Raw genomic sequence first — 24276 nt, forward strand, 5'->3', positions numbered from 1 at the left:
CTCCAGTTAATTAAAGTTCAGCGGCCAGCATGTCTTCCAGCTTCTGCTGGTCAACGGCGAAAGTACGGATACCTTCGGACAGTTTTTCAACCGCCATTGGATCCTGATTGTGCAACCAGCGGAACTCGCTCTCAGTCAGTGGCTCAGGCTGAGGGGAACCTTTCGTTGAAGGTTCAAGTTTGCGTTCTACCGGCGCGGTGCTGGCTTTCAGCTCTTCTAACAAATTCGGGGAGATAGTCAGGCGGTCACAACCGGCCAGGGCCAGAATTTGTTCCACTTTGCGGAAGCTGGCCCCCATGATCACGGTCTGATATTTATGGGATTTGTAGTATTCGTAGATATCACGGACGGATTTCACACCCGGATCTTTTTCGACATCATAGGTCGCATTTGGCTCTTTGGCTTTATACCAATCATAGATACGGCCGACGAATGGGGAGATCAGGTATACGCCAGCTTCGGCACAAGCGCGGGCCTGAGCGAAGGAGAACAACAGAGTCAGGTTACAGTTGATACCTTCGCGTTCTAACTCTTCGGCGGCTTTGATGCCTTCCCAAGTTGACGCCAGCTTTATGAGAATGCGTGATTTATCAACGCCTTTCTCTTCATACATCGCAATCAGCTTACGCGCTTTGGCCAGACACTGTTCACGGTCGAAAGAGAGGCGAGCATCGACCTCTGTCGAAATGCGACCCGGTACGCTTTTCAGGATTTCTAACCCGATGTTAACGGCGAGCCTGTCGCTGGCATTGACGATTTGAGTCTCTTTGCTGCCACCTTTTTTGCGAGCGTAATCCAGCGCGTCTTTGATAAGCCCTTGATACTGCGGTAAATCGGCGGCTTTGAGGATTAAGGATGGGTTGGTGGTGGCATCCTGCGGTTCGAAATGACGGATAGATTCAATGTCGCCACTGTCGGCGACCACCGTGGTCAATTTTTTCAGTGCGTCTAACTGGTTCATCTCTACTCCTTTAAATGCTTTTCGTCTTGCAAGCATTGTTATCAAAAATCTTGCGCGCCGTTGCGCAACTCGTGGCGCAACTTTTTACGTGGGGCTCATACCCTGCATCAATTTGTTAACAATTTGAATGTGCTTTTTCTGATTGTTGTGATGGGCCAGAGCAATGGAAAACACAAAAGCTAACGCAAGGCTGAACGTTCAACCTGAGTTGCGCAAGGGGGAACTTTAAGCGTAGTTCATTTTTGCGAGATGTCTTCCGTGAACGAAAAGTAAGCGATGTAACGGCTCGATTTTGGTCGTGCTTCATAGTTTGTCGTGGCAAGTTACCTATACTAGATTTCGTGAAAGGCCGAACTCAAAGCCTTCCCGATCTCTACAGATGACCCTACAAAAACGACGAATAACTACCTCACCTACAACAAGAAAAGAGGCCCCGACGATGGATGAACAGCTGAAACAAAGTGCGCTCGATTTTCATGAGTTTCCTGTACCGGGAAAGATTCAGGTTTCTCCGACCAAACCCCTCGCCACTCAGCGTGATTTAGCGCTGGCTTACTCTCCGGGCGTGGCGGCTCCTTGCCTTGAAATTCAAAAAGATCCGCTGGCGGCCTACAAATACACCGCCAGAGGCAATTTGGTAGCCGTGATTTCAAACGGCACGGCGGTACTTGGGTTGGGTAACATCGGGGCACTGGCGGGCAAACCGGTGATGGAAGGTAAAGGCGTATTGTTTAAGAAATTCGCCGGCATTGATGTGTTTGATATCGAAGTCGACGAGTTAGATCCGGACAAACTGATAGACGTGATCGCCGCCCTGGAGCCGACCTTTGGCGGCATCAATCTGGAAGATATCAAAGCGCCGGAATGCTTTTACATTGAGCAAAAGCTGCGTGAACGCATGAAAATTCCTGTGTTCCATGATGACCAGCACGGCACCGCCATTATCTGTACCGCCGCCGTGCTCAACGGTCTGCGAGTGGTGGGTAAAAACATTTCTGATGTCCGTCTGGTGGTATCAGGGGCCGGTGCCTCAGCTATTGCCTGCCTGAACCTGTTGGTCGCACTGGGCCTGAAGCGCCATAACATCACCGCCTGTGATTCGCGCGGGGTTATCTACAAAGGCCGCGAAGAGAACATGGCGGAAACCAAAGCCGCCTATGCGATAGATGACAACGGGCAGCGCACGCTGGCCGATGCTATCCCTAATGCAGACATTTTCCTCGGTTGTTCTGGCCCCGGCGTGTTGACGCAGGATATGGTCAAAACCATGAGTAAAGATCCGCTGATTTTAGCTTTGGCGAACCCCGAGCCGGAGATCCTGCCGCCGCTGGCCAAGGCCGTGCGCCCTGATGCCATTATCTGTACCGGTCGCTCTGATTTCCCTAATCAGGTCAATAACGTGCTGTGCTTCCCGTTTATCTTCCGTGGCGCGCTGGACGTCGGCGCAACCACCATAAATGAAGAGATGAAACTGGCCTGTGTCCATGCCATTGCCGATCTGGCGATGGCCGAGCAGAGCGACGTTGTGGCCTCGGCCTACGGCGAAGAAGAGCTCTCTTTTGGCCCGGATTACATCATTCCTAAGCCCTTCGATCCGCGCCTGATTGTCAAAATCGCTCCCGCTGTGGCGAAAGCGGCGATGGAGTCCGGCGTGGCGACCCGGCCGATTGAGGATTTCGACGCCTATGTCGAGAAACTCTCTGAGTTCGTCTACAAAACCAACCTGTTTATGAAGCCGATTTTCTCCCAAGCCAAAACCGACGCTAAACGCGTGGTGATGGCAGAGGGGGAGGAGGAGCGCGTGCTGCATGCGACTCAAGAACTGGTAACGCTGGGGCTGGCGAAACCCATTCTGGTTGGCCGGCCAAGCGTCATCGACATGCGGCTTAAAAAGCTCGGATTGCAAATTGAGGCAGGCAAGGATTTCGATGTCGTAAACAATGAGTCCGACCCGCGTTTCAACGAATACTGGAGCGAGTACTACCAGTTGATGAAGCGTCGCGGTGTGTCTCAGGAGCAGGCGCGTCGCGAAGTGATCGGCAATCCAACCCTGATCGCCGCCATTATGCTGCTGCGCGGCGAAGCCGACGCGATGATTTGCGGCACCATTGGCACCTATCACGAGCATTATGACGTGGTGGAGAAGGTGTTTGGTTTCCGCGAAGGGGCGAGCGTAGCCGGGGCGATGAACGCGCTGCTGCTACCGAGCGGCAACACCTTTATTGCCGACACCTATGTCAATGACGATCCAACCCCTGAGCAGCTTGCTGAAATCACCCTGATGGCGGCGGAAACCGTGCGGCGTTTTGGTATCGAACCTAAAGTCGCACTGCTTTCTCACTCAAGTTTCGGCACCTCGGATGGCGCGTCGGCGGTGAAGATGCGCAAAACGCTGGCGTTAATTAACCAGCGGGCGCCTGAGCTGGAAATTGATGGCGAAATGCATGGCGATGCTGCCTTGGTGGAGAGCATTCGTCAGGACATCATGCCGGACAGCCCGTTAAAAGGCGCGGCGAATATCCTCATTATGCCCAACATGGAAGCAGCGCGTATCAGCTATAACTTGCTGCGCGTCTCTAGCTCGGAAGGTGTAACCGTGGGGCCGGTGCTAATGGGCGTTTCTAAGCCAGTGCATATTCTCACCCCGATTGCCTCGGTGCGGCGCATCGTCAATATGGTGGCTTTAGCCGTAGTGGAGGCACAAACCGAGCCGCTGTGATGGGGCTGGGTAAGCTGAAAAGAGATAAAAGAAGAGGGGAGACGAGGCGCTGAGTCAGCGCCTCTGTTTAACGCTTAGGTTGTGCCGACGCTTAAAACTCAACTTCACCAATGCGCTCAAGGGCATCGACAATCAAGTCCCAGAAACGCTGGTTGTCCAATTTAACCGCCACCTGTGTATGGCAGTCAGGTGGAGGAGGAGAGCGGAAGTCAGCCACGGTCATGCCCAGCGTGAGGGTGCCGGTAAGCTCGATATCAACCGGCGCTTTGCGCACCGTCATCACTTTCGGGTCGATGACATAAGCCACGGCGCATGGATCATGAACCGGCGGCGCGTCGAAACCCTGACGGTCTTTGTAACTCTGGCTGAAGAAATCGAGCAGTTCGGTCACGAATTTGGCCGGGCGAGTGCCTACGGCAGCAATGCGGTTGTAAACCTCCGGGGTTGCCAGTGCCTGATGGGTGAGGTCAAGCCCGACCATGGTCAGTGGCCACTTTTCGTTAAAAACGATATGCGCGGCTTCGGGGTCGATTTTGATATTAAACTCCGCCACCGCGCTCCAGTTACCCTCGTGGTAACCGCCGCCCATCAGCACCACTTCTTTAACGCGCTCAGCAATGCGCGGCTCTTTGCGCACGGCTAAGGCGATATTGGTTAATCCGCCTGTTGGTACCAAAGTAATGGTTTTTGGCGGATGGGACATGACAAGGTCGATGATCAGATCAATGGCGTGGATCGGCTCAATCTTAATGGCGGGTTCTGGCAGCACAGGGCCATCAAGTCCAGAGTCACCGTGGATTTCCTCTGCCACCTCAACCTGACGCACCAGTGGGCGAGTGGCCCCTGCGGCGAAGGGGACGCCGGTGATGTTCGCCACCCGAGCTACCGCCAACGCGTTACGAGTGACTTTCTCCAGCGTCTGGTTGCCGACAACGGTGGTGACGGCGAGCAGTTCAATCTCAGGGTTGCCGTGTGCTAAAAGCATGGCGATTGCATCGTCATGCCCCGGGTCGCAATCAAGAATGATTTTTTTAGCCATTATTATCTTCTCTTTGTAGGGGGACCTTCATACAGGTAAGTGGATAAAAATTAAGACATTGTTTTTATTATGGCCGGATTATTTTTTGGCTTGTTGCAGCCACTTATCCAGCTCATTGGCGAACTGTTGGCGGTCACGCTGGTTGAGTGCCGGTGGCCCGCCGGTCTGCACGCCGCTGGCGCGCATGGTGTCCATGAAATCGCGCATGTTCAAACGCTCTTTAATGGTTTCAGTGGTGTAGCGCTCGCCGCGCGGGTTAAGCGCCACGCCGCCTTTTTCGATTACTTCGGCAGCCAGCGGGATATCAGCCGTGATGACCAAATCCCCCGGCTCGGTGCGTTTGACGATTTCGTTATCCGCCACGTCGAAGCCCGCCTCAACGCGCAGGGTGCGGATAAACTTCGACGGCGGGGTGCGGATAATCTGGTTGGCGACCAGCGTCACCATCATGCCGGTACGTTCGGCGGCGCGAAACAGCACCTCTTTGATGACGTTCGGGCAGGCGTCGGCATCGACCCAAATTTGCATTAATTGGACTCCTTGTCGGCCAGCCAGTCGCGAACCGGCAGGAAGTCGCGGTACAGCGCGGCTTCCGGGCTGTCGGTTTCTGGCTGGAAGTTATATTCCCAACGCACCAGAGGGGGCATAGACATCAAGATAGATTCCGTTCTGCCGCCGGTTTGCAGGCCGAATAGCGTGCCGCGATCCCAAACCAGATTGAATTCGACGTAACGGCCACGGCGGTAGAGCTGGAACTGGCGCTCGCGCTCGCCCCACGCCATGGATTTGCGCTTCTCAACGATAGGCAGATAGGCCTCGTTAAAGCCATTCCCCACCGCCTGCATGAAGGCAAAGCAGTGGTTGAAATCAGGGGTGTTCAAGTCATCGAAGAACAGGCCGCCGATACCTCGGGCCTCCTTGCGGTGCTTGATAAAGAAGTAGTCGTCACACCACTTTTTATATTTCGGATAGACGTCGCCGCCGAAGGGCTGGCAAAGCTGCTGCGCGGTTAAATGCCAATGACGAGCATCTTCTTCAAAACCGTAGAAAGGCGTCAGGTCGAAGCCGCCGCCAAACCACCAAACCGGTGCTTCACCCGGCTTTTCCGCGATAAAGAAACGCACGTTGGCATGGCTGGTAGGAATGTAAGGGCTGAGTGGGTGGATCACTAAAGAGACGCCCATGGCCTGAAAGCTGCGCCCTGCTAACTCGGGTCGATGCGCCGTGGCTGAGGCCGGTAAGGTGGCGCCATGCACGTGGGAGAAGTTGACGCCCGCTTGTTCAAAAACCGCGCCTTGGGTTAATACGCGGCTGCGTCCGCCACCGCCTTCTTCGCGCACCCACTCATCTTCTGCAAACTGCGCCTTGCCATCGGCGGCGGCTAACTGTTGGCAGATAGTTTCCTGTAGGGAGAGCAGGAAGGCTTTTACTTGGGCGATGTCGGGGATCGGTTGACTCATGAGTTAACTCACAGACGTTGGCTTAAAAGACATTCAGCGCCCGAATAGGCGCTGAATCAAAAATGGGCCTCAGTATATACCCAAAATCGCCTGATATGCAGGAAGGCTGCAATAGGCAGAGCGCATTACTGGCGCGAAGCCTTAGCGCGGCTTGCGTTCAGTGGCGTCGAAATAGCTAAAGAAATTAACGATGCCCTGAGAAATCGCCTGAGCAATCTCTTTGCGGAAGGCCGTCGTGCTGAGCAACTGCTCTTCGTGGTGATTGGTGATAAACGAGGTTTCCACCAGAATCGACGGAATTGATGGCGACTTCAGTACCGCAAAGGCCGCCTGCTCGGTCTGCTGGCTGTGCAGATGGTGAATAGGGCGAATTCTCTCCAGCACGTGGTGGCCGAGGGTCAGGCTGTTTTTGATGGTGTCGGTCTGCACTAAGTCGAATAACACTTGTTGCAGATAGTTGGTGTCTTCCTTCGCCACTTTGGCACCGGCTACTAAGTCGGCGTCATTCTCTTTTTTCGACATATAGCGCGCCATCGCGCTGCTGGCACCGCGATTGGACAAGGCAAACACCGAGGCGCCCGAGGCGCTAGGGCTGGTGTAGCCATCGGCGTGAATCGACACAAACAGGTCGGCCTGATGCTGGTGGGCGATTTCAACGCGCTGATAAAGCGGAATAAAGTGGTCGGAATCGCGGGTAAGCTTCACCTCGATGTTGCTATGGGAGCCAAGGATCTCGCGCACATAGTTGGCGATTTCCAGCACCACGTGTTTCTCTTCCGAGCCTTCATGGCCTACTGCGCCGGAGTCGATGCCGCCGTGGCCGGGATCAATCATCACCAGTTTTTTAGCATTCGCCGGTTTCGGGGCTGGTGCAGTTTTGGTGATATGCCGTTGTTGTTGCGCCGCAACGGCGGAGCGAGTGCCCAGTACGCCAAAAGCCAGCCCGAGGCCGGAGAGCAACAGTTGGCGGCGGGTTGCAGAAGCAGGTAAAGGTTGGAAATGGAGAAACTTATTTAAAGGGTTAAGCATGGCGCATACCGTCAACATCAAACAGAATGGTTATGTTATAGAGTATCCTTCCCGCGGGTTCGATCTGAGAACTATTACTTTTTATGAATTTTGTGTCGTAAATGAATAAATTAGAAGCGAATGTGAGTAACTGTCTATTTTGATATTGCGTATCAAGCAGATCACGCGATAATTAACCAATACCTATTAACTCTTTAACAAACAGCGGCGAACAGTGATGGACATTCGCATATACCGGCAAGATGATTTCGACGAAGTGCTGACCTTATGGGAGCGCTGCGATCTGCTGCGCCCGTGGAATGATCCTGAAATGGACATTGAGCGTAAACAGAACCACAGTCCTGAACTGTTTCTGGTCGCCGAAGTTGGCGGTGAAGTCGTGGGTTCCGTGATGGGCGGCTATGATGGTCATCGCGGGTCAGCATATTACCTTGGCGTGCATCCTGATTATCGCGGGCGAGGCATTGCTAATGCACTAATTAATCGTCTGGAAAAGAAGTTAATTGCCCGAGGCTGCCCGAAAATTAATTTAATGGTGCGTGCCGAAAATGACGCGGTAGTGAGCATGTATGAAAAGCTGGATTATGAAATTCAGGATGCGCTGACTCTCGGCAAACGGCTGATTGAAGACCAAGAATATTAAAGCTCACTGCTTATTGAGCCGATAAAAAGCCCCGATGCACTGCTCGGGGCTTTTTTATTTACAGGCAATAACTGCTGACAAGGGGGCGGAAACTTACTTGATGATTTTGATCGATTTCACATCAATCTCAACTGAGTTCCAGTCTTTATCGACTTCACCTTCGATCCGCACTTTATCTTTTGGCGACACGTTCTGTCCCTGCCAGCGGTCGTGGTCGATATCCACATTAATGGTGCCGCTGTTATCGCGGAAAATATATTTGTCGCTGCCAACGCGCTGATCGATATAGCCTTCCAGCATCACCCACTGGTCATCATTCATGGTTTGCGCGTCTTTCACCGTGCTGAGCGCGGTGGTATTGCCAGTAAAACCACCTTTATTGCTCGGCTGGGTTTGGGCCTGTGGCGCGTTCGGGTCTTGGAAGCCGCCAGTCTGCTGAGCCAACGCCGGAAGGGTGCAAAGTGCAATGAGGGTTGCCAGAGTGATCTTCTTCATCATAATAGGTCGTCCTTAATTAACTGGGTCTGGTGAGTGTAGCAATTCATCCTTTAATTGGATGTCTTGCCGCGTTGAGAAACATTAAAGCAGACTGTTCTTAACGGTTTCTTAAGCTGGGTTAGTTACTTTTCAGTCACGACAATTCGAAGGAAATATTTCTGAGGCTATGAACCCAGACGATTACAACAATCACGGCATGCTGCGTTTACCGCTGTGGTTTTGGACCATTTTGATTTTGCAGGCGCGCACGTGGTTGCTGTTTGTGATGGCAGGGGCGTCAAGCCAACAGGGCACGGATTTACTCAAGCTGTTCTATCCTGATACGCAAAGTTTTTGGCACGGAATGCTACTCGGCCTGCCTCCGGCGCTGGTCTTTATGTTAAGTGGGCGTCGCCATCTGTGGCCGCGATTGTGGCAAAGTGGCTACTGGCTGTTGCTGGCGGGAATGTTTATCACCTTTGTGCTGCAAGGGTTGGGGCTGTGGCAGGGGGCTGACACGCCGTCGCTGGTTGATTTGGCTCTCGCGCTGCTCGACGCCGCCGCGCTGGCCTATTGGCTATTGAGCCGCCGCCTGCGGGCCTGTTTTGACGCATCTCAGCAGGTAACATAAAGCTTGTTGCCTCGTGGCTGAACTTTTTGAGCCAATTAGCACTCGAACTGCCGCTGACCGATAAACTCCATTTTGTTATGAATGGGCTAGACGGAGTCCCGGCAGACTTAAATGGACATGAAAGGAGTGAACCGAATGACGACTATGTCGCACAGGGCAAAACAACAGCCAAGCGTGAAGCATCCGCTGAAGGCTCTCAGCCCACTTTTACTGGCATTACCCCTGTTATTAACAGGCTGTTCGACGGTTTCTAACATGTCCTGGTCGAGCATGAACCCGATGAACTGGTTTAGCAGCAGCCTGAAAGTCACCGATCAGGGCGTGGGCAAAGTCACCGCCAGCACTCCTCTGACCGAAGACGCGATTAAAGATGCCTTAGACGGCGACTATCGCCTGCGCAGCGGCATGTCGATGAATGACGGCAAAATGCTGGCGTTCTATCAGGCGATGGACGGCAAAGAGGTCAAAATTACCCTCAGCGGCGAGCCGAAGGGCCGCGTGCAGCGCATTGATGTCACTGACCCTAAAGTGGAAAGCGAGTGGGGCGTCAAAGTGGGAACGCCATTTAGCGACCTCTACACTAAAGCTTTCGAAAGCTGTGTGAAAGGCACCGGCGACGACGCGCAGAGCGTGGTGTGTAAAGCGCCGCAGAGCCAGCGCGTCAGCTACGTCTTTAGCGGCATATGGCACGGGCCGGAAGAGCTAATGCCGTCTGATGACGCGCTGAAAGACTGGAAAGTCAGCAAAATTGTTTGGCGAGCTAACTAAGCGCCATTCTCTCAACAAGTCTTTAAAACAAGCCTTTAAAATTAGTGCTGAAAAACTCTGCAATGCCTTGCGTCCGCGCAAGGCATTTTTATTGACTTCGGTTATGATAGCCGCCGTCAAATTTACGAGGATAAAAAACGTGACTCAGGTACAGAGTGGCATTCTGCTCGAACATTGCCGTTTCGGCATTTTCATTGAAGCGAAAGTTCAAGGCGAGCTGGATAGTCTGCGGCAGGGTTGCCGTGTGTTTGCTGCCGCATTAAGTGAAATGCAGCAGAAATTCCCCCAAGAAAAACTCGGCGCGGTGCTGGCTTTCGGCCATGACGTCTGGCGCGATCTTTCAGGCGGCCAGGGCGCTGATGAATTAAAACCTTTCGAGCCGCTAGGCAAAGGTCTGGCTCCGGCCACCCAGCGCGACGTGCTACTGCATATCCAATCTTTGCGCCATGACGTTAACTTCGCCGTGGCACAGGCGGCGCTGGCGGCCTTTGGCAAATCGATTCTGGTGGAAGAAGAGACTCACGGCTTCCGTGGTATCGAAGATCGCGATTTAAGCGGCTTTGTCGATGGCACCGAAAACCCGAAAGACGCAGCACGTGCGCAGGTCGCTATCATTCCAGAAGGGCATCAGGACGCGGGCGGCAGCTACGTGATGGTCCAGCGCTGGAAGCACAATTTAACCCAGTGGAATCGCTTCTCCGTCAGCCAGCAAGAAGAGGTCATCGGCCGCACTAAGCTGACTGACGAAGAGCTGGACTCAGAAACGCGCCCGGACACTTCGCACGTCAGCCGCGTGGATCTGAAAGAAGAGGGCAAAGGCCTGAAAATTCTGCGGCAGAGCCTGCCTTACGGCACCGCCAGCGGCGAACACGGCCTTTATTTCATCTCTTATTGCTCGCGCCTGTGGAACATTGAGAAGCAGCTATTGAGCATGTTTGGTGACTTAGACGGCAAGCGCGACGCCATGCTGCGCTTCACCCGCCCGGTGACCGGAAGCTACTATTTCGCGCCGTCCCTGACTCGCCTGCTGGCGCTCTAATTTCCCCCTTGGCGCGCCTGTGTCGGGCGCGCCACGTCTCGCCTCACTACTGTTAATCCCCACCTAGGCCAGCCTTTTTCGGCTTATAGCTTTTCATGCTTGAAAATCACTAAACGGTATATAAAACCGTTACAGCCTGACCCTGAGTTATAAATACACTGTGGACTACTAAAGTGGCTAAGTTTTGCCATGTCGGATGTCCATACACTCAAGGCGGCGCATGAAAATGAACGGATTTAGACGCGGATTACTCAAGAGTTCTCTTGCCGCCATGCTGCTGGCCAGCGGCGCGGCCTCTGCCACGGAATTACTCAATAGCTCCTATGATGTGGCGCGCGAACTGTTCGCTGCGCTCAATCCGCCATTTCAAAAGCAGTGGGCAGAGCAAAACGGTGGCGACAAGCTGGAAATTAAACAGTCTCACGCTGGCTCCTCCAAGCAGGCTTTGGCCATTCTGCAAGGCCTGAAGGCCGATGTCGTCACTTACAATCAGGTGACTGACGTACAAATTCTGCATGACCGCGGTGACCTGATCCCCGCCAACTGGCAAAGCCGCTTGCCTAACAACAGTTCGCCGTTCTATTCGACCATGGCGTTCTTGGTGCGCAAGGGCAACCCGAAAAACATTCACAGCTGGGACGACTTAACCCGTGCCGACGTCAAACTGATCTTCCCGAATCCGAAAACGTCAGGCAACGGCCGCTATACCTATCTGGCGGCGTGGGGCGCGTTCAATCTGGAAGACGGTAAAAACCAGGAACAGACCCGCGCGAAAATGACCCAGTTCCTGAAAAACGTTCAGGTGTTTGATACCGGCGGCCGTGGCGCCACCACCACCTTCGTCGAGCGCGGGCTGGGCGATGTGCTGATCAGCTTCGAGTCCGAAGTGAACAATATTCGCAAGCAATACGGCGACGACAACTATGAAGTGATTGTCCCGCCGGTAGATATCCTGGCGGAGTTCCCGGTGGCATGGGTCGACAAAAACGTCGAGAAAAACGGCACTGAGAAAGCGGCCAAAGATTACCTGAATTACCTCTGGAGCCCGCAGGCGCAGAAAATCATCACCAGCTTCAACTACCGCGTATATGACAAAACGGCCATGGCGGCGGCGAAAGGGCAGTTCCCTGATACCAAGCTATTCAAAGTTGAAGATCAGTTCGGCAGCTGGCCGCAGGTGATGAAAACGCATTTCGATACCGGCGGCGAGCTGGATAAATTGTTAGAGCAGGGTCACAAGTAATGTTGTTGTCGAGCAAACGCGTACTTCCCGGATTCACCCTCAGCCTCGGCAGCAGCTTGCTGTTCGTGTGTCTGGTGCTGTTATTGCCGCTGAGCGCATTGGTGATGCAGTTGTCACAAATGACGCTGGCGCAGTATTGGTCGGTCATTACCAATGATCAGGTGATCGCGGCTTATAAGGTCACCCTGCTGTCGGCGGGCGTGGCCAGTATTTTTAACTGCTTCTTCGGCATGCTGATGGCGTGGATCCTCACGCGCTATGAGTTTCCGGGCAAGAGCTTGCTCGACGGCTTAATGGATTTGCCCTTTGCATTGCCAACGGCGGTGGCGGGCCTGACGCTGGCCGGGCTGTTTTCGGTCAACGGCTTTTATGGTCAGTGGCTGGCGCATTTTGATATCAAAGTGGCCTACACCTGGCTGGGTATTGCAGTCGCCATGGCCTTCACCAGCATTCCGTTTGTGGTGCGCACGGTGCAGCCGGTGCTGGAAGAGTTAGGGCCGGAGTATGAAGAAGCTGCCGAAACCTTGGGTGCTTCGCGCTGGCAGAGCTTCCGCCGCGTGGTGTTGCCAGAGGTGATGCCGTCGCTGATGGCGGGCACCGCGCTGTCATTCACCCGCAGCCTTGGCGAGTTCGGCGCGGTGATTTTCATCGCCGGTAACATCGCGTGGAAAACGGAAGTGACCTCGCTGATGATTTTCATTCGCTTGCAGGAGTTTGACTACCCGGCGGCCAGCGCGATTGCTTCGGTGATTTTGGCGGCGTCCCTGCTGTTGCTGTTTGCGATTAACACTTTACAAAGCCGTTATGGCCGTCGTCTTGGAGGTCATTAATGTCTGATATTCCGGCTTACTCAGGGGAAGCGCGTCGGCCAATCGACTGGACCAAATGGCTGTTGATTGGCACCGGTATGCTGATTTGCCTGCTGCTGCTGGTCATCCCGATGATCAGTATTTTCGTGCTGGCGTTTTCGGACGGCATTGCGGCGGTTTGGAAGAACCTGTCTGACTCCGACATGCTGCACTCTATCTGGCTGACGGTGTTAATGGCGCTGATCACCGTGCCGGTGAATCTGGTGTTCGGTACGCTGCTGGCGTGGCTGGTGGCGCGATTTAATTTCCCAGGGCGTCAGCTGCTGCTGACCCTGATCGACATTCCTTTTGCCGTGTCGCCGGTGGTCGCTGGCCTGCTGTATCTGCTGTTTTACGGCACCAATGGCCCGCTGGGGCCGTGGCTGGATGCCCATAATCTGCAATTTATGTTCGCCTGGCCGGGCATGGTGATGGTGACTATTTTCGTCACCTGTCCGTTTGTTATTCGCGAGCTGGTGCCGGTGATGCTCAGTCAGGGCAGCCATGAAGATGAAGCCGCCGTGCTGCTCGGCGCGTCGGGCTGGCAGATGTTCCGCCGCGTGACCTTACCCAATATTCGCTGGGCGCTGCTGTACGGCGTGGTGTTGACCAACGCCCGCGCCATTGGTGAGTTCGGCGCCGTGTCGGTGGTTTCCGGTTCTATCCGTGGCGAAACCTACACGTTGCCATTACAAGTTGAATTACTGCATCAGGACTACAACACCGCAGGCGCATTTACCGCCGCCGCGTTGTTAACCCTGATGGCGATAGTCACCCTATTTCTGAAAAGCGGCCTGCAATGGCGTTTGAAACGTCACAACGACCGTCTTGAGCGGGAGGATAGCAATGAGCATTGAAATTAACGGTATCAACAAATACTTCGGCCGCACCAAGGTGCTGAACGATATCTCGCTCGATATTCCTTCCGGCCAAATGGTGGCGCTGCTCGGGCCGTCCGGCTCCGGCAAAACCACGCTGCTGCGCATTATCGCCGGTCTGGAAAACCAGAGCGCCGGTAAGCTGAGTTTCCACGGCAAAGACGTCAGTCAGGTTCACGCCCGCGATCGTCAGGTCGGTTTTGTGTTCCAGCACTACGCATTGTTCCGCCACATGACTGTGTTCGACAACATCGCCTTTGGCCTGACCGTTCTGCCGCGCCGCGAGCGCCCGAATACGGAAGCGATTAAAAAGAAAGTCACTCAGCTGCTGGAAATGGTGCAGCTAAGCCACTTGGCGAATCGCTATCCGTCCCAGCTGTCCGGCGGGCAGAAGCAGCGCGTGGCGCTGGCCCGCGCTCTGGCGGTCGAGCCGCAAATCTTGCTGTTGGATGAGCCTTTCGGCGCGCTGGACGCTCAGGTACGTAAAGAGCTGCGCCGCTGGCTGCGTCAGCTGCACGAAGAGTTGAAATTCACCAGCGTGTTTGTCACCCACGACCAGGAAGAGGCAATGGAAGTCGCGGATCGCGTGGTGGTGATGAGCCAAGGCAATATCGAACAAGTGGGCACGCCGCCGGAAATCTGGCGTGACCCGGCAACGCGCTTCGTGCTGGAGTTTATGGGCGAAGTGAATAAAATCAGCGGCGACATTCGCGGCTCCCAGCTCTACGTCGGCCCATATCACTGGCCGCTGGAAAACCCGCCGTTGCATCAGGGCGCGGTTGATCTATTCCTGCGCCCGTGGGAAATGGAAATCACCGCGCAGCCAACCCAGCGCTGCCCGCTACCGGTGAAAGTGTTGGAAGTCAGCCCGCGAGGTCATTTCTGGCAGTTAATCGTCCATGCCGAAGGTTGGCACGACGAGCCACTGTCAGTGGTACTGTCTGATTTTGCAGGACAATCTACCCCGCAGCGCGGCGACAAGTTCTACGTAGGGGGCTTGAATGGCCGCCTGTACGCCGGGGACGAAGCACTGCAACCCGTTGCATTGGCGAAAAGTGCCTGATACTTTTTAGCCAATTCAGGTTAAATTTCTAAAAAAAGGGCGGTCTGCGAGCTGCCCTTTTTATCGTCTAATTCTTATTTATTCGTTTTTACATGGTGTTTATAACCCATAGCGATAAGGCAAGCACAGTGAGCACGCTCGAACAGTACATCGGCAATACGCCTCTGGTGAAATTACAGCGACTGACCCAGGATCTGGACAGTGAGATTTGGGTCAAACTGGAAGGCAATAACCCCGCTGGCTCGGTTAAAGATCGCGCCGCGCTTTTTATGATCGAGCAGGCTGAAAAGCGCGGGGAGATCCGCCCTGGCGATACGCTGATTGAAGCCACCAGTGGTAACACCGGTATCGCCCTGGCGATGATTGCCGCGCTCAAGGGTTATAAACTCAAGCTATTAATGCCGGAAAATATGAGCCTGGAGCGTCAGGCCTCTATGCGCGCCTATGGGGCAGAATTGCTGCTGATTAGCCGTGCGCAGGGGATGGAAGGCGCGCGAGACTTGGCGTTGGAGATGCAGAGACAGGGGCAGGGCAAGGTGCTGGATCAGTTTAATAATGCTGATAATCCGCTGGCACATTTCACGACCACCGGCCCGGAAATTTGGCAGCAAACGGCGGGACGCATAACCCATTTTGTTTCCAGTATGGGCACCACCGGCACCATTACCGGCGTCAGCCGCTTCCTGCGCACTCAGAGCAGTGAGGTGAAAATCATTGGTTTGCAGCCCGAAGAGGGCAGCAGCATTCCGGGCATTCGCCGCTGGCCGCAGGCTTATATGCCGGGTATCTTCAAGGCAGAACTGGTGGATGAAACCATTGATATGGCGCAGCAAGAAGCGGAAGACACCATGCGCGAGCTGGCTCGCCAAGAAGGGATTTTCTGCGGCGTCAGTTCCGGCGGTGCGGTAGCCGGTGCTCTGCGCGTTGCTCGTGCCAACCCCGGCAGCCTGGTGGTGGCAATCATTTGCGACCGTGGCGATCGCTATCTTTCGACCGGGGTGTTCGATCTCTAAGCCCAAATTTGACTTACAAGTGTAAAATTAGAGTAAAAGCGGCTGCGCGTGGTCGGGTTAGGGATAAAAATAACCAGAACTCAGTTAGGTGGAAATGATGATGAAAATTTTATTGGTCGATGACGATCTCGAACTGGGTACCATGCTCAGCGAATATTTGATTGCTGAAGGTTTCAACGCATCGCTGGTGCTGACCGGCAAGGCGGGCATTGACGGCGCGATGTCCGGCGATTATTCCGCGATGATCCTCGATATTATGCTGCCTGATATGAGCGGCATCGACGTGCTGCGCCAAGTGCGTAAAAACAGCCGTCTGCCGATCATCATGCTGACCGCCAAAGGCGACAACATCGATCGCGTTATCGGGCTGGAGATGGGCGCTGACGACTATATGCCGAAGCCCTGCTATCCGCGCGAGCTGGTGGCGCGCCTGCGTGCCGTGCTGCGTCGTGTTGAAGAGCAGCAGGAAGCCCCTTCTGACTCGTCCGTCATCCATTATGGTGACCTGACATTGAATCCCGCGACGCGCAGCAGCCAGTGGCGTGGTGCGCTGTTTGACTTGACCGCCTCTGAATTCAATCTGCTGGAGCTGTTGCTGCGCGCGCCAGAGCGCGTGGTGTCCAAGGATGAGCTGTCCGAGAAAGGCTTGGGGCGTCCGCGCGAGGCCTACGACCGCAGCATTGATGTGCATATCAGCAACATTCGCCAGAAACTGGCGTCCCTTGCTGGCGGTGATATCCTGACTATTGAGACGGTAAGAAGTATTGGCTATCGCATCAGGTAAACGCCTTCGCGGAAGGCTATTTTGGAAAATCCTGTTTGGATTTTGGTTCACCTTCATCGCCATCACTCAGGTTCTCTGGGTGACTTTTGCTTTCTATAACCACCACGAGCCGCCGGAAAGCGGCATCGCGCGACGGTTTGTGAAGCTGCAAATCACCTCAGCCGTCTCCACATTGCGCTCAGGCGGCATGCCCGCCCTCGACGCCATGATGGCCGACTGGCCGGATGATGACCGCCAGTTCTTCTCCGTCACCCCCTCGATGGTGCCCGCCGAAGGCGAAACGCTGCAGTCGCTGGCGCCGGGTAACGCGCCGAAAGAGATTGTCGAGTTCGTGCAGGGGCCGAAAGGGCAGGGCTATCGGCTGCGTTATAACGTTGAAGGGCTGATGAGCGAATACCGGCCGAAGCATCGCGAGCATATGCTACACATCCCGACGCCGCTGCTATGGATAGGCGGCCTCGGCGGCCTGCTGTTCAGCGCGGTGCTGGCGTGGAACCTAACTCGGCCAATGCTGCAAATGCGTCAGGCCTTTGGCCGCGTGGCTCAGGGGGACCTGTCGGTGCGCCTGTTTGCCAAAATGGGCAAACGCCACGACGAGCTGTCCGACGTGGCGCGGGACTTCGACTCCATGGCCGAACGCCTACAGGTGCTGGTTAAAGCGCGCGAGGAGCTGCTCCACGACGTTTCCCATGAACTACGCTCACCCTTGGCCCGATTACAGCTAGCGATTGGCCTGGCGCGGCAGAACCCCCTTAACGTCGAAACCTCATTACAGCGTATCGAACATGAGGCGGGGCGGCTGGATAAGATGATTGGCGAACTGCTGGCGCTCTCACGAACTGAAAACGACCAGATGCCGCACGAAGAGTATTTTGATCTGTATGGGCTGGTGGAGGCGGTGGTCAACGATGCGCGCTACGAAGCACAGCTTCCCGGCGTAGAGATTGAGCTGAGGCCAGACACTCCTGATCAGAATGACTACACGGTGAAGGGCAATGCCGAGCTGATGCGACGGGCAATTGATAACGTGGTGCGCAACGCGCTGCGTTTTTCCGCTCGTGAGCAAAAAGTGGTGGTGTCGCTGATTCAGTCGGAAGGTTGGTTGACGATTGAAGTGGAAGATCAGGGGCCGGGCGTCGAGGAAGACAAGCTCTCTAGCATCTTCGACCCCTTTGTCCGTGTGATGTCGCCGCTATCGGGCAAAGGCTACGGGCTTGGCTTAGCTATTACGCGCAAAGTGATGGTGGCGCACGATGGCAAAGTCGAGGCGCGCAACGCCACGCCGCACGGCCTGATCATCAGCCTGCAAGTGCCGCACTGGAAGATTTAAACCGGCAGGCAATCTAGCCAATCAGCACGTTTTCAAGAATACCAGGCAATAAAAAAGGCGCTTAGATTAAGCGCCTTTTCACATCATTGAGAGACTTACTTTTTGATACGGATGATTGGCGTTTCGCCAACGGTCACAGTACCAGTCAGTTTAATCAGCTCTTTGATCTCATCCATGTTAGAGATAACAACCGGAGTCAGGGTAGACTTGGCTTTCTCTTCCAGCAGAGGCAGATCAAACTCGATAATCAAATCACCTTTCTTAACGCGTTGACCTTCTTCAGCGATGCGTTTGAAGCCTTCGCCTTTCAGTTCAACGGTATCAATACCGAAGTGGACAAACAGCTCAATGCCGCTGTCGGATTCGATAGAGAAAGCATGGTTAGTTTCGAAGATTTTACCGATAGTACCGTCAACCGGTGCAACCATTTTGTTGCCAGCTGGTTTGATGGCAATACCGTCGCCGACGATTTTCTCAGCGAAAACAACGTCTGGCACATCTTCAATGTTGACAATTTCACCAGAGATCGGCGCTACGATTTCAATAGTGCCAACTTCTTTTTTATCATCAGAAACTAGTGATTTCAGTTTATCGAACAAACCCATGATCTTCTCCTAAGCATTAATTTGGGCAGCTTTCCAGCATCGCGCAATTAGCAGAGTGTTTTTTCTTCAATGAACTTGTTAACCAGGTTCATTAACTCTTGCGCCGTAGGTTGGGCCAGGGCCTGGTCTGCCAGCGCTTTCACATCTTCGAAGTTCGTATTACGAATAATTTTCTTGATGCGCGGGATAGAGATAGCACTCATGCTGAACTCATCTAAACCCATGCCCAATAGAAGAAGTGTAGCACGTTCGTCACCTGCTAGCTCGCCACACATGCCTGTCCATTTGCCAGCAGCATGAGATGCGTCAATGACTTGCTTAATTAAAGCCAGTACAGAAGGTGACATTGGGTTGTAAAGATGAGAAATCAGCTCATTACCGCGATCTACTGCCAGAGTATACTGGGTAAGATCGTTAGTACCAATACTGAAGAAATCGACTTCTTTTGCCAGATGATGAGCAATCACTGCCGCCGCTGGTGTTTCCACCATCACGCCAACTTCAATGCTTTCATCAAAGGCTTTGCCTTCTTCGCGCAGTTGCGCTTTCAGCAAGTCCAGCTCTGCTTTCAGTTCACGCACTTCCTCAACGGAAATGATCATTGGGAACATGATACGCAGTTTACCGAACGCGGAAGCACGCAGAATGGCACGCAGCTGGTCGTGAAGAATTTCTTTACGGTCCAAACAGATGCGGATTGCGCGCCAGCCCAGGAATGGGTTCTCTTCTTTCGGCAAGTTCATGTATGGCAGGTCTTTGTCACCGCCAATGTCCATGGTACGCACGATAACTGCCTGTGAGCCCATCGCTTCAGCAACTGCTTTATATGCCTGGAATTGCTCTTCTTCGGTAGGCAGGCTTTCACGGTCCATGAACAGGAATTCGGTACGATACAGGCCAACACCTTCAGCGCCATTGCGCTCTGCACCGGCGACGTCGCGCACGGTACCGATATTGGCACAAACTTCCACCTGATGACCGTCCAGCGTAATTGCCGGCAAGTCTTTCAGCTTGGTCAGTTCGTCTTTTTCTGAGATGTACTGGTTCTGAACGGCTTTCAGCTCGTCAATAATATCTGCCGTCGGGTTGACGTAGATTTTATTGTTTACGGCATCAAGGATCAGATAGTCATCATTTTTCACCTGCTTGGTCACATCGCTGGTGCCGACGATTGCCGGTAATTCCAGAGAACGTGCCATGATGGAGGTGTGGGAAGTACGGCCACCCAGATCAGTGATGAAGCCCAGCACCTTGTTCAGGTTCAGCTGTGCAGTCTCTGATGGCGTCAGATCGGTCGCGACCAGAATAACTTCATCCTGAATGGAGCTCAGATCGACAATCGCCAGTCCCAAAATGTTGCGCAGAAGGCGTTTACCGATGTCACGCACGTCAGCCGCGCGCTCTTTCAGGTATTCATCATCCAGCTCTTCCAAAGCCTTGGCTTGCCCTTCAATAACAGAAAAGGCAGCGGCGTCAGCGGAAGCGTGCTCATCTTTGATAAGGGCTATGATTTCCTGCTCAAGCTCTTCGTCTTCCAACAACATAATGTGGCCTTCGAAGATGGCTTCTTTCTCTTCACCGAAGGTCTCGCCTGCTTTGGTCTTGATCGTCTCTAACTGTGCTGAAGCTTTAGCACGGCCTGACAGGAAACGTTTTACTTCCTGATCAACTTCTTCAGGAGAGATTTTTTTCCGGTTGATGACAATCTCATCTTCTTTCAACAGAAGCGCTTTGCCGAAAGCGATACCGGGAGATACTAAAATGCCTGAAATCATAACCCTACCTTTCTCTTGACTGGTTTAAACTATTAAGACCGGGCTTGTTACTCGAGCTCTGCCATCAGTTTTACCAAGTGTTCAACGGCTTTCTGCTCGTCTTCACCTTCTGCAGAGAGGGTTACCACTGTGCCCTGAGTCAGACCCAGAGTTTGCAGTTTGAAAAGGCTCTTTGCGCTAGCGCTTTTACCGTTAGAAGTCACGGTGATGTCAGCAGTAAAACCTTTAGCTTCTTTCACGAACTGTGCGGCAGGGCGGGTGTGCAGACCGTTAGGTGCGGTAATAGTAACTTCTTGCTGGAACATTGTTGTTTCCCCAACTTATTAAAGTAATGTTGTGGAGCTAAAGTCTAGCTCAATAGGCCGACTTTAGCCTGATAAGATTCGCGCCTGACTATGGTTCAGGGGCAAGGTGTGATGCAACAGGAAAAGGCGAAAATAAGCACATTGTGACAAAAAGAATGTCGGGCGCTTCCCAATTCCTAGCAACTTCCCATTATGCCGTGTTTCACCATCTTGTAACAAATCAGTAAATCGATTCAGCTGGAGACATTCAGGAAGCTGATTAATTTCGCGCATCGAAATAATTGAAGGGTTAAATACTAAACCTGGCTGATAAAATCAATCATAGACTGCTATAAACTTTGATGTAGGCCACAAAAAAGCACCCATTTGGGTGCTTTTTTAATCGATTTAAATAATGTGGCATTATTGTTGCAATTCTTTTTCCGTAAACAAATCTGCAAACAATGCGGTACTCAAATAGCGCTCGCCGGAAGATGGCAGGATGACGACGATAGTCTTATCGGCGAACTCTGGCTCTTCAGAAAGTTTCACCGCTGCGGCGACGGCCGCGCCGGAGGAGATACCCGCCAGAATACCTTCTTCTTCCATCAAACGACGCGCCATGCTGATGGATTCGTCATTGGTGATCAGAGACACGCGGTCGATTAGGTCTAAATCAAGGTTGCCCGGAATGAACCCTGCGCCAATGCCCTGAATCTTGTGTGGGCCGGGCTTCACTTCTTCGCCATTCAGCGTCTGAGTGATGACAGGAGAGTCGGTTGGCTCAACGGCAATCAGTTTTACGCTGCTTTTCTTGCCTTTCAGATAGCGACCTACGCCGGTGATAGTACCGCCGGTACCCACGCCTGCGATGAACACGTCAACCGCGCCGTCGGTATCTTCCCAAATCTCAGGGCCGGTAGTTTGTTCGTGAATTGCTGGGTTAGCCGGGTTGCTGAACTGCTGCAGAATCAAGTAGCGGTTTGGATCGCTGGCCTGAATCTCTTCAGCTTTAGCAATCGCGCCTTTCATACCCTTAGCGCCTTCGGTCAGCACCAGATTGGCCCCTAGCGCCTTAAGCAGCTTACGGCGCTCAACGCTCATGGTTTCAGGCATGGTCAGGGTTAATTTATAGCCACGAGCAGCCGCAACGTAAGCCAGCGCGATGCCGGTGTTGCCGCTGGTGGGTTCTACCAGCTCGATATCTTTGTTCAGAATGCCGCGTTTTTCAGCATCCCAAATCATGTTCGCGCCGATACGACATTTGACGCTGAAGCTCGGGTTACGTGACTCGACCTTAGCCAGAATACGCCCATTGCCAATACGGTTCAGGCGAACCAGCGGCGTGTGGCCGATTGTTAATGAATTGTCTTCATAGATCTTGCTCATAACCCGTCCTTTAACTGGTTGGAATTCCGCAGTGTGTGGTTTCAACACTATGAAAATAGTGGGAATCACGAAAGCATACGCGATCGGTTTTCCCAGTGAAGTAAGGAATTGGTATATCTATATGTTATTAAGAAATATGTTTCCGACACAAGGATCAAGATGAAAAAACGGCCACTGGGTTGCAGTGGCCGTTGAGAAAATGGGGGCTTAGCGGCGGCGAGTTTGACTTATGTCCTGCCCGTCGACCACGTGTAGATCGCGGTAGCGATCGACCCACATTGCCGTTGCGCCACAAACGGCGACCGGCAGGATGACCAGATTCAGCACCGGGATCATGGTGAACAGGCTGACCAGCGCGCCGAACTGTAAATTGTCGACTTTATGGCGACCGAGCGAGCGACGCATATCAAGGAAGCTGACTTTGTGGTTATCGAAAGGGTAGTCGCAATATTGAATAGAGAGCATCCACGCGCTGAACAGGAACCACAGCACGGGCGCGAAGGTTTGACCGATGCCGGGAATAAAATAGAGCACCAGCAGCACAATGGCGCGCGGGATGTAATAAGCCAATTTCTGCCATTCGCGCTTCATGATGCGCGGCAGATCTTTCATTATTCCCCAAATACCGGTGTCGGGCTGGACCTTACCCGTCAGTCGGGCTTCAAGCTGTTCCGCCAGCAGGCCGCTGAACGGCGCGGCTATCAGGTTAGCGATGGTACTAAATAAGTAGCTGAACACCAGCAGCACGGAGAGCACGGCTATCGGCCAAAGCAGGTAATCCAGCCAGCTCAGCCAGGCTGGTATCTTGCTCATCATGGCCGGGATCCAGTCACCCAATTTGGCGAATAACCACCAAAATGCGCCACCCATCAGAATAATGTTCACCAACAGTGGCAAAACCACAAAGCGACGAATACCAGGCAAGGAAATCAGTGACCACCCCTTGCTGAAATAGTGAACTCCGTTTACCGCGTTAGCGCCTTGCGAAGATGTCATAAAAGAAATTTTCTCTCTGAGTTGAAGGACGTGAACTATCATATCGATATGATTTTCCACTGGCTAGCAGCGTATTGGCTGAAAAAGCGACAAAAAAAGGTGCCCTAATCATGTTTATTACTAGAAAGTAGTGTCCAGACTTGCACTTATCAACTCAGGCAAATAGAGTTAGAAATGTGAATGTTTGCCGTGGTGGCAATGAATTAGAACAACCTAGAGATAGCAATGATGCAGGATTTGCGTCTGATATTAATCGTTGTTGGCGCGATCGCCATAATAGCGTTGTTATTGCACGGTTTGTGGACCAGCCGTAAAGAACGCTCTTCGCTTTTTCGCGATCGTCCAACTAAACGTGTGAAAAAAGAACGAGAGCAATCTCCGGCCGACGATTTCGTCGACGGGGTGGGTGAAGTGCGCGTGCGTCCATCCTATCCTCAGGATGAACCTTCTTTTGGCGAGTATGATGAACCTGAGCAAGTTGCTCCTGTTCGCACTCAGCCACAGCGCCCACCGCAGGCTCCTCCCGTCCAACAGCCTACTGCGCCGCGTCAGCCGGCTCCTCAGCCCGTTGCGGCTCAGGATGATCCGTTGTTGAGTGGTTACTCAGCGGCTGATCCTGCTGATGCTCCGCGTCGTGAAACCAGTTTTGCGCCGCAGCATGCCGCTCCTCAGCGTGAGGCTGCACCTCAGCCAGCGCGCGAAATCGAGAAGCCACAGGCTCCGGTTCCACCGGAAGAGATCCATCCTGATGCTGCACCAGCGGCCAAAGCTGAGCCGCACAATGATTCACCTTTCTCTCTGGCAGAAGAAGCGCCGGTGAAAGAGAAGCTGAAAGAGACCGTTCTGGTGCTGCATGTTGCCGCACATCAGGGTGGCGTAATTGGCGGTGAAGTGTTGCTCAATAGCGTATTGCAGGCTGGCTTCCAGTTTGGCGCGATGAACATTTTCCACCGCCATGTTAGCCCGGCGGGCAGTGGCCCCGTGCTGTTTAGTTTGGCGAATATGGTGAAACCTGGCTCCTTTGACCCAGATACCATGTCAGACTTCTCAACTCCTGGGATCACGCTGTTCATGATGGTGCCTTGCTATGGCGATGCGCATCAGAACTTCAAACTGTTGTTACAGTCGGCTCAGCGTATTGCTGACGACGTGGGTGGCATGGTTCTCGATGATGAGCGACGCATGATCACACCACAAAAACTGGAAACCTATAAAGCGCGTATTCGCGAGGTTCTTGACGCGACGGCCAAATAAAGCGCCGGGCGTATCCAGATATTCAGTCCTTCCAATGACCCCCGCTTG

Annotated in this window: 24 protein-coding genes; 13 read left to right on the top strand and 11 right to left on the bottom strand. The window is 53.4% G+C overall.

Annotated features, from left to right (window positions below; genetic code table 11):
• Window positions 1-10 precede the first annotated feature (10 nt).
• The gene (gene tal, locus ACT3RR_RS04575; RefSeq protein WP_353502884.1) at window positions 11-961 is read right to left on the bottom strand and encodes a transaldolase; all 951 of its coding nucleotides are present in this window, start codon (window positions 959-961) and stop codon (window positions 11-13) included.
• A 439-nt stretch (window positions 962-1400) separates the two neighbouring features.
• On the opposite strand from tal, the gene maeB reads away from it, so the two are divergent.
• Entirely contained in the window at window positions 1401-3680 is a 2280-nt protein-coding gene (gene maeB, locus ACT3RR_RS04580; RefSeq protein ID WP_353502883.1) for an NADP-dependent oxaloacetate-decarboxylating malate dehydrogenase, read from the top strand.
• A 91-nt stretch (window positions 3681-3771) separates the two neighbouring features.
• Here the strand turns inward: maeB and uriH are convergent, their stop codons facing one another.
• From uriH to amiA, 4 genes are all read right to left on the bottom strand, one after another.
• Entirely contained in the window at window positions 3772-4719 is a 948-nt protein-coding gene (gene uriH / locus ACT3RR_RS04585) for a uridine-preferring nucleoside hydrolase UriH (RefSeq protein ID WP_353502882.1), read from the bottom strand.
• A 78-nt stretch (window positions 4720-4797) separates the two neighbouring features.
• Window positions 4798-5247 carry a YaiI/YqxD family protein gene (locus tag ACT3RR_RS04590; protein WP_034792058.1) on the bottom strand — a complete coding sequence of 150 codons (450 nt, stop codon included), beginning with the start codon at window positions 5245-5247 and terminating at the stop codon, window positions 4798-4800.
• A complete protein-coding gene (gene hemF, locus ACT3RR_RS04595) occupies window positions 5247-6179 on the bottom strand; it encodes an oxygen-dependent coproporphyrinogen oxidase (RefSeq protein WP_353502881.1) in 933 nt (310 codons plus the stop codon). Before hemF ends, ACT3RR_RS04590 begins: the two co-directional genes overlap by 1 nt.
• A 141-nt stretch (window positions 6180-6320) precedes the next feature.
• Window positions 6321-7208 (bottom strand): N-acetylmuramoyl-L-alanine amidase AmiA, encoded by an 888-nt coding sequence (amiA, locus tag ACT3RR_RS04600; RefSeq protein WP_496199845.1) that lies wholly within the window; start codon window positions 7206-7208, stop codon window positions 6321-6323.
• 217 nt (window positions 7209-7425) lie between these two features.
• Between amiA and ACT3RR_RS04605 the strand changes: the two genes are divergently transcribed.
• Window positions 7426-7851 (top strand): GNAT family acetyltransferase, encoded by a 426-nt coding sequence (locus ACT3RR_RS04605; RefSeq protein WP_034792052.1) that lies wholly within the window; start codon window positions 7426-7428, stop codon window positions 7849-7851.
• A 93-nt stretch (window positions 7852-7944) separates the two neighbouring features.
• On the opposite strand, the gene ACT3RR_RS04610 is transcribed toward ACT3RR_RS04605, so the two are convergent.
• Window positions 7945-8346 carry a YgiW/YdeI family stress tolerance OB fold protein gene (locus ACT3RR_RS04610; RefSeq protein WP_496200055.1) on the bottom strand — a complete coding sequence of 134 codons (402 nt, stop codon included), beginning with the start codon at window positions 8344-8346 and terminating at the stop codon, window positions 7945-7947.
• Between the two features lie 169 nt (window positions 8347-8515).
• On the opposite strand from ACT3RR_RS04610, the gene ACT3RR_RS04615 reads away from it, so the two are divergent.
• The 10 genes from ACT3RR_RS04615 (at window position 8516) to ACT3RR_RS04660 (ending at window position 17925) form a co-directional block, all read left to right on the top strand.
• Window positions 8516-8959: a DUF2919 domain-containing protein gene (locus ACT3RR_RS04615; protein WP_353502878.1), complete on the top strand. Its 444-nt coding sequence runs from the start codon at window positions 8516-8518 to the stop codon at window positions 8957-8959.
• Window positions 8960-9103: 144 nt separating this feature from the next.
• On the top strand, window positions 9104-9727 hold the full coding sequence (locus tag ACT3RR_RS04620; RefSeq protein ID WP_353504005.1) for an RpoE-regulated lipoprotein: 624 nt from the start codon (window positions 9104-9106) through the stop codon (window positions 9725-9727).
• Between the two features lie 139 nt (window positions 9728-9866).
• Window positions 9867-10766, top strand: coding sequence for a Dyp-type peroxidase (locus tag ACT3RR_RS04625; RefSeq protein ID WP_353502877.1), 900 nt, complete (start codon window positions 9867-9869; stop codon window positions 10764-10766).
• Between the two features lie 226 nt (window positions 10767-10992).
• Window positions 10993-12009: a sulfate ABC transporter substrate-binding protein gene (locus ACT3RR_RS04630; protein WP_353502876.1), complete on the top strand. Its 1017-nt coding sequence runs from the start codon at window positions 10993-10995 to the stop codon at window positions 12007-12009.
• Window positions 12009-12839, top strand: coding sequence for a sulfate/thiosulfate ABC transporter permease CysT (gene cysT, locus ACT3RR_RS04635; RefSeq protein ID WP_034792042.1), 831 nt, complete (start codon window positions 12009-12011; stop codon window positions 12837-12839). Before ACT3RR_RS04630 ends, cysT begins: the two co-directional genes overlap by 1 nt.
• A complete protein-coding gene (cysW, locus tag ACT3RR_RS04640; RefSeq protein WP_486031168.1) occupies window positions 12839-13714 on the top strand; it encodes a sulfate/thiosulfate ABC transporter permease CysW in 876 nt (291 codons plus the stop codon). Before cysT ends, cysW begins: the two co-directional genes overlap by 1 nt.
• Entirely contained in the window at window positions 13704-14798 is a 1095-nt protein-coding gene (gene cysA, locus ACT3RR_RS04645; protein WP_034792038.1) for a sulfate/thiosulfate ABC transporter ATP-binding protein CysA, read from the top strand. Before cysW ends, cysA begins: the two co-directional genes overlap by 11 nt.
• Before the next feature lie 128 nt (window positions 14799-14926).
• A complete protein-coding gene (gene cysM, locus ACT3RR_RS04650) occupies window positions 14927-15811 on the top strand; it encodes a cysteine synthase CysM (protein WP_441655940.1) in 885 nt (294 codons plus the stop codon).
• A gap of 100 nt (window positions 15812-15911) precedes the next feature.
• Window positions 15912-16595 carry a response regulator transcription factor gene (locus ACT3RR_RS04655; RefSeq protein WP_353504004.1) on the top strand — a complete coding sequence of 228 codons (684 nt, stop codon included), beginning with the start codon at window positions 15912-15914 and terminating at the stop codon, window positions 16593-16595.
• Window positions 16576-17925, top strand: a complete 1350-nt coding sequence (locus ACT3RR_RS04660; RefSeq protein ID WP_353502873.1) for a HAMP domain-containing sensor histidine kinase — start codon at window positions 16576-16578, stop codon at window positions 17923-17925. The genes ACT3RR_RS04655 and ACT3RR_RS04660 overlap by 20 nt, the downstream gene beginning before the upstream one ends.
• A 95-nt stretch (window positions 17926-18020) precedes the next feature.
• Here the strand turns inward: ACT3RR_RS04660 and crr are convergent, their stop codons facing one another.
• The 5 genes from crr to cysZ form a co-directional block, all read right to left on the bottom strand.
• A complete protein-coding gene (crr, locus tag ACT3RR_RS04665; protein ID WP_353502872.1) occupies window positions 18021-18530 on the bottom strand; it encodes a PTS glucose transporter subunit IIA in 510 nt (169 codons plus the stop codon).
• Window positions 18531-18577: 47 nt separating this feature from the next.
• Window positions 18578-20305, bottom strand: coding sequence for a phosphoenolpyruvate-protein phosphotransferase PtsI (gene ptsI, locus ACT3RR_RS04670; protein WP_353502871.1), 1728 nt, complete (start codon window positions 20303-20305; stop codon window positions 18578-18580).
• Between the two features lie 47 nt (window positions 20306-20352).
• On the bottom strand, window positions 20353-20610 hold the full coding sequence (gene ptsH, locus ACT3RR_RS04675; protein ID WP_353502870.1) for a phosphocarrier protein Hpr: 258 nt from the start codon (window positions 20608-20610) through the stop codon (window positions 20353-20355).
• Window positions 20611-21012: 402 nt separating this feature from the next.
• Window positions 21013-21978, bottom strand: coding sequence for a cysteine synthase A (cysK, locus tag ACT3RR_RS04680; protein WP_353502869.1), 966 nt, complete (start codon window positions 21976-21978; stop codon window positions 21013-21015).
• A gap of 207 nt (window positions 21979-22185) precedes the next feature.
• Complete coding sequence (gene cysZ, locus ACT3RR_RS04685; RefSeq protein WP_353502868.1) at window positions 22186-22974, bottom strand: sulfate transporter CysZ; 789 nt, start codon at window positions 22972-22974, stop codon at window positions 22186-22188.
• 225 nt (window positions 22975-23199) lie between these two features.
• Between cysZ and zipA the strand changes: the two genes are divergently transcribed.
• Window positions 23200-24228 carry a cell division protein ZipA gene (gene zipA, locus ACT3RR_RS04690; protein WP_353502867.1) on the top strand — a complete coding sequence of 343 codons (1029 nt, stop codon included), beginning with the start codon at window positions 23200-23202 and terminating at the stop codon, window positions 24226-24228.
• Window positions 24229-24276 lie beyond the last annotated feature (48 nt).

Source organism: Ewingella sp. AOP8-B2-18 (assembly GCF_052376015.1).
Lineage (GTDB): Bacteria > Pseudomonadota > Gammaproteobacteria > Enterobacterales > Enterobacteriaceae > Ewingella > Ewingella allii.

What these genes read in the sequence shown, in the direction of transcription:
- cysA (WP_034792038.1), top strand. Translation starts at nt 13,704, where the DNA reads ATGAGCATTGAAATTAACGGTATCAACAAATACTTCGGCCGCACCAAG.
- ACT3RR_RS04590 (WP_034792058.1), bottom strand. Translation starts at nt 5,247, where the DNA reads ATGCAAATTTGGGTCGATGCCGACGCCTGCCCGAACGTCATCAAAGAG.
- amiA (WP_496199845.1), bottom strand. Translation starts at nt 7,208, where the DNA reads ATGCTTAACCCTTTAAATAAGTTTCTCCATTTCCAACCTTTACCTGCT.
- ptsH (WP_353502870.1), bottom strand. Translation starts at nt 20,610, where the DNA reads ATGTTCCAGCAAGAAGTTACTATTACCGCACCTAACGGTCTGCACACC.
- cysW (WP_486031168.1), top strand. Translation starts at nt 12,839, where the DNA reads ATGTCTGATATTCCGGCTTACTCAGGGGAAGCGCGTCGGCCAATCGAC.
- ACT3RR_RS04655 (WP_353504004.1), top strand. Translation starts at nt 15,912, where the DNA reads ATGAAAATTTTATTGGTCGATGACGATCTCGAACTGGGTACCATGCTC.
- ptsI (WP_353502871.1), bottom strand. Translation starts at nt 20,305, where the DNA reads ATGATTTCAGGCATTTTAGTATCTCCCGGTATCGCTTTCGGCAAAGCG.
- ACT3RR_RS04630 (WP_353502876.1), top strand. Translation starts at nt 10,993, where the DNA reads ATGAACGGATTTAGACGCGGATTACTCAAGAGTTCTCTTGCCGCCATG.
- tal (WP_353502884.1), bottom strand. Translation starts at nt 961, where the DNA reads ATGAACCAGTTAGACGCACTGAAAAAATTGACCACGGTGGTCGCCGAC.
- maeB (WP_353502883.1), top strand. Translation starts at nt 1,401, where the DNA reads ATGGATGAACAGCTGAAACAAAGTGCGCTCGATTTTCATGAGTTTCCT.
- ACT3RR_RS04620 (WP_353504005.1), top strand. Translation starts at nt 9,104, where the DNA reads ATGTCGCACAGGGCAAAACAACAGCCAAGCGTGAAGCATCCGCTGAAG.
- ACT3RR_RS04615 (WP_353502878.1), top strand. Translation starts at nt 8,516, where the DNA reads ATGAACCCAGACGATTACAACAATCACGGCATGCTGCGTTTACCGCTG.
- uriH (WP_353502882.1), bottom strand. Translation starts at nt 4,719, where the DNA reads ATGGCTAAAAAAATCATTCTTGATTGCGACCCGGGGCATGACGATGCA.
- ACT3RR_RS04610 (WP_496200055.1), bottom strand. Translation starts at nt 8,346, where the DNA reads ATGAAGAAGATCACTCTGGCAACCCTCATTGCACTTTGCACCCTTCCG.
- cysZ (WP_353502868.1), bottom strand. Translation starts at nt 22,974, where the DNA reads ATGACATCTTCGCAAGGCGCTAACGCGGTAAACGGAGTTCACTATTTC.
- cysK (WP_353502869.1), bottom strand. Translation starts at nt 21,978, where the DNA reads ATGAGCAAGATCTATGAAGACAATTCATTAACAATCGGCCACACGCCG.
- hemF (WP_353502881.1), bottom strand. Translation starts at nt 6,179, where the DNA reads ATGAGTCAACCGATCCCCGACATCGCCCAAGTAAAAGCCTTCCTGCTC.
- ACT3RR_RS04605 (WP_034792052.1), top strand. Translation starts at nt 7,426, where the DNA reads ATGGACATTCGCATATACCGGCAAGATGATTTCGACGAAGTGCTGACC.
- crr (WP_353502872.1), bottom strand. Translation starts at nt 18,530, where the DNA reads ATGGGTTTGTTCGATAAACTGAAATCACTAGTTTCTGATGATAAAAAA.
- cysT (WP_034792042.1), top strand. Translation starts at nt 12,009, where the DNA reads ATGTTGTTGTCGAGCAAACGCGTACTTCCCGGATTCACCCTCAGCCTC.
- zipA (WP_353502867.1), top strand. Translation starts at nt 23,200, where the DNA reads ATGATGCAGGATTTGCGTCTGATATTAATCGTTGTTGGCGCGATCGCC.